The 12,116-nt window shown below is 70.4% G+C and carries 11 protein-coding genes; 3 read left to right on the top strand and 8 right to left on the bottom strand.

Annotated features, from left to right (window positions below):
- Positions 1-34 precede the first annotated feature (34 nt).
- Positions 35-853, top strand: a complete 819-nt coding sequence (locus M1203_RS00295) for a helix-turn-helix transcriptional regulator (RefSeq protein ID WP_249947383.1) — start codon at positions 35-37, stop codon at positions 851-853.
- On the opposite strand, the gene M1203_RS00290 is transcribed toward M1203_RS00295, so the two are convergent.
- From M1203_RS00290 to M1203_RS00275, 4 genes are all read right to left on the bottom strand, one after another.
- On the bottom strand, positions 790-2,157 hold the full coding sequence (locus M1203_RS00290; protein ID WP_249947382.1) for a S9 family peptidase: 1,368 nt from the start codon (positions 2,155-2,157) through the stop codon (positions 790-792). The two genes, M1203_RS00295 and M1203_RS00290, sit on opposite strands and share 64 nt — an antisense overlap.
- A gap of 230 nt (positions 2,158-2,387) precedes the next feature.
- On the bottom strand, positions 2,388-2,819 hold the full coding sequence (locus M1203_RS00285) for a cupin domain-containing protein (protein ID WP_249947381.1): 432 nt from the start codon (positions 2,817-2,819) through the stop codon (positions 2,388-2,390).
- A 46-nt stretch (positions 2,820-2,865) separates the two neighbouring features.
- Entirely contained in the window at positions 2,866-3,693 is an 828-nt protein-coding gene (locus tag M1203_RS00280; protein WP_249947380.1) for a phosphoenolpyruvate hydrolase family protein, read from the bottom strand.
- 101 nt (positions 3,694-3,794) lie between these two features.
- Positions 3,795-5,015: a Tm-1-like ATP-binding domain-containing protein gene (locus M1203_RS00275; protein ID WP_249947379.1), complete on the bottom strand. Its 1,221-nt coding sequence runs from the start codon at positions 5,013-5,015 to the stop codon at positions 3,795-3,797.
- A 156-nt stretch (positions 5,016-5,171) separates the two neighbouring features.
- On the opposite strand from M1203_RS00275, the gene M1203_RS00270 reads away from it, so the two are divergent.
- Positions 5,172-6,563 carry a PLP-dependent aminotransferase family protein gene (locus tag M1203_RS00270; RefSeq protein WP_249947378.1) on the top strand — a complete coding sequence of 464 codons (1,392 nt, stop codon included), beginning with the start codon at positions 5,172-5,174 and terminating at the stop codon, positions 6,561-6,563.
- 61 nt (positions 6,564-6,624) lie between these two features.
- Here M1203_RS00270 and M1203_RS00265 read toward each other — a convergent pair whose 3' ends face one another.
- The 3 genes from M1203_RS00265 to M1203_RS00255 form a co-directional block, all read right to left on the bottom strand.
- Positions 6,625-7,632, bottom strand: a complete 1,008-nt coding sequence (locus M1203_RS00265) for a zinc-dependent alcohol dehydrogenase family protein (RefSeq protein ID WP_249947377.1) — start codon at positions 7,630-7,632, stop codon at positions 6,625-6,627.
- Positions 7,633-7,785: 153 nt separating this feature from the next.
- A complete protein-coding gene (locus tag M1203_RS00260) occupies positions 7,786-8,136 on the bottom strand; it encodes a helix-turn-helix domain-containing protein (protein ID WP_249947376.1) in 351 nt (116 codons plus the stop codon).
- A gap of 155 nt (positions 8,137-8,291) precedes the next feature.
- On the bottom strand, positions 8,292-9,134 hold the full coding sequence (locus M1203_RS00255) for an intradiol ring-cleavage dioxygenase (RefSeq protein WP_249947375.1): 843 nt from the start codon (positions 9,132-9,134) through the stop codon (positions 8,292-8,294).
- A 242-nt stretch (positions 9,135-9,376) separates the two neighbouring features.
- Here M1203_RS00255 and M1203_RS00250 point away from each other — a divergent pair, with 242 nt between their 5' ends.
- Positions 9,377-10,507, top strand: coding sequence for a PP2C family protein-serine/threonine phosphatase (locus M1203_RS00250; RefSeq protein WP_249947374.1), 1,131 nt, complete (start codon positions 9,377-9,379; stop codon positions 10,505-10,507).
- Between the two features lie 101 nt (positions 10,508-10,608).
- On the opposite strand, the gene M1203_RS00245 is transcribed toward M1203_RS00250, so the two are convergent.
- Positions 10,609-12,024, bottom strand: coding sequence for a hypothetical protein (locus M1203_RS00245; protein WP_249947373.1), 1,416 nt, complete (start codon positions 12,022-12,024; stop codon positions 10,609-10,611).
- Between the last annotated feature and the right edge of the window lie 92 nt (positions 12,025-12,116).

Raw genomic sequence — 12,116 nt, 5'->3', positions numbered from 1 at the left:
CCGGGACGGCGGGCTACCGATAGGATGCCAATCCATGAGGGAAACCCGCCATCTTGATCCCGCGGAACGCGGCCGCATCGTCCTGGCGCACGGGCAGCGGCTGCCCATCCATGCTCACCACCGCGGTCACCTGGTCTATTCGGCCACCGGCGTGCTGTCCGTGACCACCGCCAGGGGTACGTGGATCGCTCCGCCGACCCGGGTGGCGTGGACTCCCGCGGCCTTCGAGCACCACCACACCGCGCACGGCAACGCGGACATGCGGATTCTGTTCCTGTTCGACGCACTCGCCGCCCGGCTGCCCGCGCATCCCGCCGTGCTCACCGTCTCCGGGCTCGCCCGCGAAGCTCTGCTCGCCCTCACGGCCGAGGAAGCGGACACCGACGGGCGGGCGCCGGAGGCGGTCGACCGGCTGCACGCGGTCGTCGTCGACGAGCTCACCGCGGCGCCCGAGCAGCCGCTGCATCTGCCCGAGCCGGCCGACGACCGGCTCCGGGCGCTGACCGGCATCCTCTACGCAGACCCCGCCAATCAGCAGACCCTCGCCGAACTCGGCGCGCGCGTCGGGGCGAGTGAGCGTACGCTCAGCCGGCTCTTCGGGCAGGAACTCCGGATGAGTTTTCATCAGTGGCGCACTCAGCTGCGCGTCCACCACGCGCTCACCCGGCTCGCCGCGGGGAAGTCCGTCACCGACACCGCTCTCGCCTGCGGCTGGTCAAATCCGACGAGCTTCATCGAGGCTTTTGCCGCTCTCGTCGGCGAGACCCCCGGCCGCTACCGGACGGAGTGCTACGACCGGGAGTCCTTCGGGCGCGCGAGGTCGTACGGGCGCGGATACGGGGCGGGCCGGTAGGCCACGTAGCGCGGCTCGTCCGCCGGATCCGCTTGCCGCGCACGGGAGTTGAGTGTGGTCGGCGAGGTGTCCCAGCCGCCGGTGTCCAGGCGGTGCTCCAGCGTGTCCAGCGCGCCGATGATCTCGCCCGAGGTGAAGGTGCAGTGCCCGGGGCCGTCCACATACGCCTGACTCAGCAGGGCGCCCGAGCCGCCGGCCGCCGCGGTCCGGTGGTAGGCGCTCTCCGCCTGAACGGGGATCAGCGCGTCGTCCGTGGTGTGGACGTTGAGCTGGGGGTCGGTGAGCCGGCCCTTGAAGACGCTGGTGTCCTCCATCCACCGCACGGCGTCGGCGTCGGCGGAGACACGGGGTTCGCCGCCGAGCGTCGCGAGGTCGGTGCGCAGCGAGAGGCCGGCCGCCTTGTACAGCTGGGTCACCTCCTTGAACAGGGGGGACTTCTGGAGTATCGCTGTGTAGTCGACGCCCGTGTTCCAGGACATGTTGCCCCCGGCCCGGCTCTCGGCCTCCTGACGCCAGCCGAAGCCCGACGTCTGGAGGATCGCCGTGACGGCCGCGTACTGGTTGGCCTGCTGGGCGGCCCAGTCGGTGGGCCCCGGCTCGGTCTGGGTGGTGCTGTTGTAGCCGGGGACGTTGTACAGGGCGGCGGCCAGGGCGATCCGGGCCTGGCCCTCGGGGGTCTGCTGTGCCTCGGCGGTCTCGGTGGTGAGAGTCCTGGCGGCACTCTGCGCCTGTGAACGGTCGGCGAATCCGGTGAGCGGGACGTCCGCGTCCGGCGCCAGCAGCGTCTTGAGCGCGAACGTCAGATCCAGCGTGCTGTTCCAGTTCGCCACGCCACCCTGCACCAGACCGCACATGGCGAGCGAGCCGTCGAGACGGTCCGCGTGCTGCTCGGCCAGCGTCGTCGTGACGAGCCCTCCGTACGATGTTCCCCAGGCGATGGTCCGCTTCGCCGTGCCGAACTTGTCCGTGAACAGGTCCAGGGTGGCGAGCTGGTCGGGCACGGCGTCCGTGACCGCCCAGCCGCTCGTCGCGTACGAGGACCCGATGAGCGCGTAGCCCTGCTTGAGCAGGGCGTCCAGGGTGTCCGGGTCGGGCGAGTTCTGCGCGGGGTTGGGCAGTCCGGCGGGGACGTACCCGTGGCTGTAGAGAAGCACGGTGCCGTTCCACGCGGCGGGCACGTCCATCACGTATGCGGCACCCGAGGTCAGACGACCTTCCAGATGAGCGTTCGAGGCGGCCTGCGCGGGCAGAGGGGTGACCGCGCACAGGCACAGGGTCAGCAGCGCGACTGGAGTCTTCTTCATGGGGGTTCCGATCCGGTGTCGGTGTGATGGGGCGGGACGTGTGGGGACGTCGGAGTGTGTGCTGCGCGGGCGCCGGGGGAAGGGGACGTCGTACGAGATGAGCGGGCCGCCCGCGATCGGCGTCGGCGGCCTCCTCGCCCGGAAGGCGCGGGTGCCCCGGCGAGCCAACGAGGACATCGGCCGTGCCACCCGTCGCCGATCCGGACAAAAGCAGCGCCCGCCTCGTCGGCTCAGCGCGCCCGCTCCCATACCGGCGGGACACCCGGGGCCAGACGGGCGTAGTCGGTTGCCTCCCGCAGTGCCTGCTCCGCCCCGCCGGGCGTGTAGATCGCGATGACGCGGAGCTGCCGCCAGCCGGTGTTGAAGGTGGAATGCACCGTTCCCCTCGGCACGAACACGAAGTCCCCGGTCTTCACGGGGAACTCCCCGGAGTCGCCCACGGTCTGGACTCCCTCGCCGTCGACGACGTAAAGGACCTCGTCGGAGTTCGGGTGTGTATGGAGATCGTGGCCCTTGCCGGGGTTGATGATCACCTCGCCCGCGGTGAGGGGCGCCCCGGGGAAGAGACCGGCGCTCACTCCCCACTTGATGCTTCCCCAGTCGAAGACCTCGGTCGCCAGCTGGGCGTGCGTGGTGTGGACCCTCGTCTCGGATTCGCTCACGGTCCTTCTCCTCTCGGCTACGCGGGTTTGTCCCTCCGCGTCGGTCTCAGGGCTGGATGGCGATGGACTTGAAGTCCTCGGTCTGCCGGCGGATCCCCGCTTCCGTGGGCAGCCGTTCGATCGAACTGGCGCCGAAGAAGCCCACCACGCCTTCCGTGCGGGTGAGTACGTACCGCGCATCCGCGGGCTCCGCGATCGGGCCGCCATGACACAGAACGAGAATCCGCGGGTTGACCGCGACCGCGGCGTCCCGCATGGCCTGGATCCGCTCGACGCACTCGTCGAGGGTGAGCGCGGTGCGCGCGCCGATGGTGCCCTTGGTGGTCAGGCCCAGGTGCGGTACGAGGACATCGGCGCCGGCCTCGGCCATGGCGGTGGCCTGGGCGGTGTCGAACACATACGGTGCGGTCAGCAGCCCGCGTTCATGTGCTGCCGCGATCATCTCGACCTCCAGGGCGAAGCCCATCCCGGTCTCCTCCAGGTTCTGCCGGAAGACCCCGTCGATCAGCCCCACCGTGGGGAAGTTCTGCACACCGACGAAACCGGCCTCCTTGATCCGGTCGAGAAAGCGGCCCATCACCCGGAACGGGTCCGTGCCGTTGACGCCCGCGACCACGGGCGTGTCCTTGACCACGGGGAGCACCTCGTCCGCCATCTCCATGACGATGGCGTTCGCGTCGCCGTAGGCCAGCAGGCCCGCGAGGGATCCCCGGCCCGCCATCCGGTACCGCCCCGAGTTGTAGACGATGAGCAGATCGATGCCGCCCGCCTCGGCCGACTTGGCGGAGATGCCCGTACCGGCACCGCCGCCGATGATCGGCCGGCCCGCCGCGACGGTCGCTCTCAGCCGTTCGAGCGCGGTTTCCCGGTCCATGATCAATTCCTTTCCGCCCACGGCGGCCGTGGGCTTCCGTTGCTGGGCCGTACCGGCCGGCCGCTCTGGCGTACGGCCGGTTGGTTCAACCGCTGATGACGTCACCGAGCGGCGATCAGCCGGTGCAGGTGCCGCGCGGCGTCACGCCCGAACCCCGGGTCGTTGATGTGCGAGTCCACCTCGACGATCTCGGCCGAGGCCCCGGTGAGCGCTCCGCGCAGCGCGGCGAAGAGCCGCGCGTCCGCCGCCGCGTCCCGGAACGGGCCGCCGTCCTTGTCGATGCCGCTCACCCCGCGCAGCGGAAGGAGCACGGTCACCGGCCCGCGGGCGCGGGACAGCTTCGCGCCGATCCGCCGGCCGAGCTCGGCGTTCTCCTCCGGAGTGGTCCTCATCAACGTGACGGTCGGATTGTGGATCACGAAGGTCCGGTCGTCGTAGGCGCCGGGCACGGTCTCCCTGGGCCCGAAGTTGACCATGTCGAGCGCACCCAGCGAAACGACCTGGGGGATGCCCCGCTCGCCGGCCGCCTCCAGCCGGTGCGGTCCCGCGCTGAGCACCCCGCCCACGAGATCGTCGGCGAGTTCCGTGGTGGTCAGGTCCAGCACACCGGCGAGCAGACCGTCGCGCACAAGCCTCTCCATCGCGCGGCCCCCGGCACCGGTCGCATGGAAGACGAGCGGTTCGTAACCGAGGCCGTCCAATTCCTCCCGAGCCTCGTCACCGGCGGGCGTGGTCACACCGAACATCGTCAGACCGACCAGGGGACGCCGCTCACCCGCCGGTGCACTCCGGCGTGCCTCCTGCGCCGAGGCCATCGCGGCGATCGCGGCGGCGGCGTTGCCGAGAACCCGCTCGGAGACGGAGTTGATCCCGGCCACGTCGACCACCGAGTGCATGACGGTCACATCGCTCTCGCCGACGTAGGGCGAGACATCACCCGAGGCCATGGTCGAGACCAGCAGTTTCGGCACCCCGACCGGCAGTTCGCGCATCGCCCGGGACGCGACCGACGAGCCACCGGAACCGCCGATCGCGAGCACGCCGTCGACCCGTCCCTCCGCGTACAGTGCCAGCACCACCGACGCGGCACCGGCGGCCATCGCCCGCATCGCCGCGCCCCGGTCCCGCGCCGCCCGCAACGCCGTGAGATCGGCCTGCCCGGCGCGGGCGACCTGCGCGGCGCCGATGTCCGCGGCGGATTCCGAGAACACCCCGACGTCGATCGTGACAATGCTCGCCCCGTGTGAACGCACGCGTTCGGCGATCCACGCGTACTCCTCACCCTTGGTGTCCAGCGTGCCGATGAGTGCGACCGTGGCCATCCTGTGTGCCTCCTGCTCTCCTTCGAGCCCTGTGCTACGGATTGTGTCGGCACGGGAGAACGCCGGGTGGTCCACTTGAGACCGAGTGGACCACCCGGACCATAGGTGCCACGTGGAGCATGGCCGAGAGGAGTACGGCCGAGAGGAGTACGGGCGATGAGGACGAGCGGCGAGGCCGAGCGGGTGGCCCGACTGCTCGGCGTGTGGCGCGGCGAAACACCCGTGAGCGTTCCGCTGCGGGACGCCCTCGCCGAGCTGATCGACGGCTCGCACCTGCCGGCCGGCTGGCGAATGCCCGGTCAGCGCGCGCTGACCGGCGCGCTCGGCGTGGCCAGGGGCACGGTGGCCCGCGCGTACACCGAGCTGACAGCGAGTGGCCATCTGACCGCGACGCGCGGCTCCGGCACCTACGTTCGCGGTGCCGGTGGCCTGGCACGGCCCGAGGAGGGGCGGCTGACCTCGTTCGGCGGCGGCCCTGTGGTGGTCGATCTCTCCTCCGGGGCGCTGCCCGGCTCCGAGCTGATCGCGGATGTCATGCCGGAGGTGGCCGGACAACTGCGTGAACATCACCTCCACGACACCGGCTACCACCCTGCGGGTCTGCCGGAACTACGTGCGGCGCTCGCCGCCCGCATCACCGGACAGGGTCTGCCCACCCGCGCGGACCAGGTGCTGGTCACCGCGGGCTCCCAGCAGGCCGTCTGGCTGATCGCGACGGCCCTAGCCGGGCCCGGCACGTCGAGCGTCGTCGAGGACCCCAGCTACCGGGGTGCTCTCCAGGCCCTGGTGTCCGCGGGGGGCCGTGTGCGGGGCATCCCCTTCACCGAGGCGGGCGTGGACCTGAACCTGTTGGAGGCCGCGGCCGACGCGGACCTGCTCTACGTACAGACCGCCCTGCACAACCCGACCGGCGTGCACATGCCCGAGGCGCAGCGCAGAGCCCTCGCCGACATCGCGGCCAGACACGGCACTCTCGTGGTTGACGACCAGTCACAGGCCGAGCTGGGCTGGTTCCGGTCGCAGCCGCTGCCGGGACTCGAACGCATGGCCGATCCCGAACGGCTGCTGATCGTGGGCACCCTGTCCAAGCTGTTCTGGGGCGGCCTGCGCGTGGGATGGGTACGCGGGCCCCGGGAGATCATCGGACGGCTCGCGGCGCTGCGCGGCAGCATCGACCTCGGCGGCCCGATCGCCGACCAGGTGGCAGCCCTGCATCTGCTGCCGCAGGCCGACCGGCAGCGCGAGCTGCGCCGCGCGTTCCTGGCACGGCAGTTCGCGGGCACGGCGGAGGTTCTGCGCGAGGTGCTGCCCCGTTGGCGGTGGAGTACCCCCGTGGGCGGGTCGGGGCTCTGGGCCGACACCGGTCAGGACGCCGTGGCCCTCGCGCAGCGCGCCCTGGCACGCGGAATCCGGCTCACCGCGGGTCCGGCGTTCTCTCCGCATCACGGGCACCGCACCCGCGTACGGCTCCCCATCTGGCACCCCCAGGGCCGACTCGCCGACGCGGTACGGGTCATCGCTGACCTTCAGGAAACCCGATGGCCGTAACTCGACACGGGCCCTCCCGCTGTCCTTGTGCCTATCCGGAGGCGCCAGGCGTTCAGACGGTTTACGCCGGTGAGGTGTCGTGGGTGACGGTGACGACGATCTTGCCGACCTGTTCGTTGGCCGCCATATAGCGGTGAGCCTCGGCGATGTCGGTGAAGTCGAATGTACGGTCCACGACCGGGGTGAAGGAGCCCGAAGCGAGACCGGCATTGACGAACGCGACCGCGCGGCGGAGGCGTTCGGGGTTCGTGGTGATCTCGAAGAGGGTGTAGGTGCTGCTGTTCAGCGCGGGAAAGGACTGCGCGTTGGGCAGCGGAGTCGGGCGCGGGTCGAGGGCGCCGTAGACCACCAGGAAGCCGCCGGGGGCGATGCCCTGGGCGAGCGTTTCGACGCCGGGGCCGGCGATCGGGTCGAAGGCCAGGCGGACGCCCTCGCCGTCGGTGATTTCCTTGACGCGTACGGTCACGTCCTCGTCGTCGGTGACGACGACATGGGCCGCACCGGCGTCCAGCAGGCGCTGCTTCTTCTCTGCGCCGCGTGTGGTGGCGATCGGGATCGCGCCGACGTGACGGGCGACCTGGATGGCGGCCAGGCCCACGCTGCTGGAGGCGGCCGTGATCAGGACGTGGTCCCCGGGACGCACCCGGCCGCTTTCGACGAGCGGCCCGTATGCGGTGATGTAGGCCATCCAGACCGCCGCCGCCTGGACGGGGTCGACGTCCGCGGCACGGGGCACCACGGCCGAGGCAGGAACGATGACGTGGTCGCCGTAGGTGCCGTACTCGCTCTGCAGGAACGCCGGTACGACCGAGACGGGATCGCCCTCAAGCAGGCCGTCCACGCCCTCACCCACCGCCTCGACCACGCCCGCGGCCTCATAGCCGAGTGTGGAGGGGAAGCGCGGCTGGTCGAAGTAGCTGCCTTCGCGGAACATGATCTCGGCCCGGTTGAGGCCGATCGCGTCGACGCTGATGCGCACCTCTCCGGCGCCCGGCGCACCTACCTCCACCTCATTGACGGTCAGAACGTCGGGGCCGCCGAGCCGGTCGAACTGTACGAGTTTCGCCATGGCGCATCCATCCTCGGGAAGAGTGGGGAGGGGCGCGAGATTGATCGGCCCCGAGACCCACCCTGCCGCAAAGTTCGATGGCCGTCAAATTTCGAGGGCCATCGAATTAACGCCCGTCGGCACACCTTCGCGGGCCGGGCCGAACCGGCGGCCTCAGGCCGGGTGTGCCTCGCCCTCCGCGGCGAAGGCGGCCACCACCGCCGACAGCAGGCCAGGGAACCGTTCCTCCATCCCGTCCGCGCGCAGCGTGTTCATTTTCGACGTCCCCTCGTAGTACTGGCGGATCACGCCGGCCTCGCGCAGCACGTTGAAGTGGTGGGTCAGGGTCGAAGGTGACACCGGAGCTTCGAACGTGCCGCAGCTCATGTCATGGGCGGACTGGGCCAGCTGGGACACCACCATGCGCCGGACCGGATCCGCCAGCGCCTCCAGAACCTGCTGGAGTGTTACCTCCGACAGGTCGGGGTGCTCCACTGTCCGGGCAGCGGTGTGAGGGCGGGACACGGGGACTCCTTGAGGCGATGGCCGTACGGTCAGCCCCAATAGTACGACCGCCATCGAACGCGGCCCGTCCTCCATGAACCGGCTGACCGACTACGGCCGGTCGACAGCCCTGGCCGGTAGGGGGCCAGAGCTGTCGTTGGTCCGGCCTTGATCGGCTACGAAGCCGACGCCGAAGCCGACGCCGCCGGTACCGCGCTCGGGTCCACGCCCACGGTCAGGCTGCCGCGGACCCCGCGCTCGATCGCCCCCGGGGCGTACGACAGATCGAGCAGGCCGTCCACGGCGCCGCCCCCGCCGTAGAACCGGTCGGCGTCGAGCGTCGTACGCGCGAGCGTGTTGGTGTTGTACGGGGCGATCTCGGCGCTGGCGAGCACCGTGTCCTCGGCGAAGTACAGCTGGCCGGTGTGGCAGACCTGCCCGCTCTCGTAGCCGTCCGGTGTCAACTCGCCGCCGACATGCACCTTGACGTGGATATGGACCGTGCGGCCGATGTACCAGCCGGGAAAGAGGGTGCGGAACTCGACCTCGCCCCGGCGGCCGGTGATCTGTGAGCCCCGCAGATAGGTGAGATCGTCGGTGGGCGGTACGTGGGTGCCGCCGGCCGGTGGGGGAGTGTCGTTGCCGATCTCGGTGTAGCCGGAGTAGACGCCCGTGGCGTCGCAGCTCCAGATGTCGACGGCGGCACCTCGCAGCGGCTCGCACGCGACCACGTCGAGGAACGTGAGCCGCAGGGTGAGCGGGATACCGGCGCGGTCCTCGGTCAGATCGCGCCGGAACAGGTCGTAGTCGAGGTAGTACGGGCCCTCGATGGCCTCCGCCGTGAGGGGGTAGCAGTCCGCCGGTAGGTCCGTGGCAGACGCTGAGGGAGCCGAGGCGGAGGCCCCGAGGCCGGCGACCGCGAGGCTCGCGCCACCCGCGAGGAGTACCCGGCGCCTCGACGGGCCGTGTATATGGGGGGCGGGGTCCGAGGACCGGGGGTGGGGTGTGTCCTGAGTCATGGTCCGGGAATCTAGCCGCCGATCCTGAGAATCGGATCAACTCGCCGTGGAATCAAGGCATTTGAGGATGAGAGTCGTATGAGGAAGGCGTGCCCGGGACCGGGCGTGGGACGGTTCCGCTCAGGGTGCGTCCGCCAGGGGAGGGCCGTCGGCGCGGAACCGCCGGGCCCCTGCCACGTACCAGTCGATCGCTCGGGCGGCACCGTCGAGCGGCCCGGGCCGTCCCGACGTAGTTTGGGGTCATGAGCACGACTGGGTCAGCCACGTCGTCGAGCCTCTGGCGCCGGCCGTACGCAAAGCTCGCGATAGCGCTCCTGTGCCTGGCCGGGTTGCTCGCCGTCGAACTGCTGACGAATACGGAGATCCGAATCGGCGGGCTGATGGTGGCGGTGCCCGCTCTCTCGGCGACTTTCCTGCCCCCGGGGCAGGTCCTTTTCGTCGTGCTGCTGACGCTGCCCAGTGTGTACCTGGCGGCGATCAACAACCACACCCTGGACACCAAGGCCTTTCCCGTCTCGTTCGCCACCGTGGTGCTGATCAGCATCGCGTCCGTCGCGACGGCCACGGTGCGACAACGACGCGAACGAGAACTCGCCCAGTCGCGCTGGGTCGCCGCGGTCATGCAGAACCTGCTGCTGCGACCGCTTCCCTGTCGGCTCGGTCCTCTGTCGATCTCCTCCGTGTACATCTCGGCGGAGGAGGAGGCCAATATCGGCGGCGATGTGTACGCGGCCGCCGTCACGGCACGCTCTGTCCGCCTCATGGTCGGTGACGTGGAGGGGAAAGGGCTTGGCGCGGTCGAAATGGTCGGCTATCTGCTGAGTGCCTTCCGCCAGGCGGCCAGGAACGGCACCACGCTGGCGGAGCTGCCCGACTTTCTCGACCGCAGGCTGCGCGACGAGCTCGTCGACGCGCTGGCCACTTCCGACGACGCCTCGGATTCCGTCTCCCGCCGCCGGGCGATGGAGGGGTTCGTCACCGCGGTGATCGTGGAGTTCAGGGAGGGGGAGGACGTGGTCCGGATCGCCAACAGGGGCCACCCGCCGCCGCTGCTCATCCGCCAGGACAACGTCCTCCCTCTCGATCCCAGGACATCCGCACTGCCGCTGGGGCTCGGCGATCTCCGCGCCGACGAGCATCAGGTGGACACCTACGAACTGGCCGTCGGGGACCGGCTGCTGCTGTACACCGACGGTGTCATCGAGGCACGCGACGCGGCCGGGCGCTTCTACCCGCTGGCCGACCGGGTGGCCCGGTGGACCGACCGTGACCTGGACGAGATGATCGACGCCGTACGGTCCGATCTGCTGCGGCACGTCGGCGCGCGGCCCGCCGACGACGTGGCGATGGTCGCCGTACAGCGCATGGTCTGAGCACCGGGCTCGCCCCATCGGGGCATCGCCCACACGCGTCCGCTGTAGCCGCTGCCCATGCCGAACACCGGCCTGTCCGGGACAGCTGCCACTCAGCGCTCTCATGTCCATCGCAGTCGGTTGCCGGTCGAATTGCGGGCCAGGAACAGCGTGAGATACGTCTGCCCCGCCATGGCGCCGATGCGGTGCTCCCGCCCGTAGTAGGTGTTCTCCCCGGCGGCGTCGTAGGTTCGGCCGTCGGCGAAGCGGGACATCAGGGAGAGCTGCGCGTTGTTGTGCAGCCGCTCCCACTCGGCGGCGGACGGGGAGATGCCGTGGTCCTGCCCGGTGAGTGAGACCAGCAGGTCGAAGCTGCCGAAGTAGAAGGGGAAGTGGGTACCCCAGTCGTTGCCCTCGGGGTAGTAGATCTCCGCCGAGTCCGCGCGGTAGATCGGGCTGGTGCCTCCGCCGGGCAGCGGGAAAGGCTTGTCCACCAGCGCGGCGTACGTCCGGTTGATGTTGTGCAGCGCGGCCCGCGGCGCGGCCCGGTTCGCCAGGCCGAAGACGAACCCCTGGTAGAGGCTCTGGTCGAAGGCCACCATGTACAGCGGGTGCAGCCGTGCGTGGTTCTGCAGTGTTCCGTCGTCGGCGATGTTCGTCCCCCGCAGCCAGGAGGACAACCGGATACCGTTGATGGTCGCGCCGCTGGTGAGATCGGCCGGTCTGGCCGCCGCGGCCAGCAGGAGCTCGATGTTGCGACGCGTCCAGCGGGCGGTGTCGGGGTGGCTCGGCATCATCGCGGCGGCCAGGGAGAGTGCGGCGGCGCTCCAGTTGTCCTCCTCCGCCTTGCTGTCCCCGGGGGTGACGACGGTGCCGTCGCGCCGGGTCATGTACAGCTGATCACCGCTGGTGCCGATGAGGTGGACGCCGTCGCCGGTGGTGAGCCGGTCCGCTTCCCATACCAGCATGGCGACGAGATGATCGCGTGTGGTGGTGTCCAGCCGGTCCCAGAAGAGCCAGCCCGCCAGGGCCGTGTAGTACGCCCACAGGGCGGTCTGCCATCCGCCGCCCCAACGCGTGCCGGTGTTCGCGTTGTTGGCCAGGTGGCGGGCGGCGAGGGTGCGGATCAGATTGCGGGTGCGGATGGTGGCGTTCGCGGCCGACAGCGTCCGGGGGTCGTATGTGTTCGTGACCAAGGCCGTCGTGGCGGCGACCGCGGCCATGGCGGGCAGCCGGACGGCCCGCTCGTCCGTTCCCTTGAGGTCGATATGGCCGTCGGGAAGGTAGTGGGTGTAGGTGGCGGCGTACCAGGGCCCGATCAGGTAGCGGGCACTCCCGGCGAGGACGGCTGTCACTCGGGTTCCGGCGGCGTCCGCCCCCGAGTAGGAGCCCAGGTTCGGCCAGCCGATGGGTACGACGCTGTTGCCGTCCGCCGCGAGGGCGGTGCCTGTCGTCCCGGCCCCGAACAGCCCGGTGAGTCCGATCGCGCCTGTCGCTCCGAGGAAGCGGCGTCGGGAGAGTGCGGGCGGGTCGAACATGGGCGGACTCCTCCTCGCGAGGGGCATCGGACAGCAAGAGGCGTGGCTGGTGGCGGCGCACCGGCGGTTCGCCGCAGGGGCGGTCGCGACAA

The organism is Streptomyces sp. 35G-GA-8 (assembly GCF_023534745.1).
GTDB lineage: Bacteria > Actinomycetota > Actinomycetes > Streptomycetales > Streptomycetaceae > Streptomyces.
Note: the sequence above shows the minus strand (reverse complement) of the source record. Positions and strands in the feature narration are given on the sequence as shown.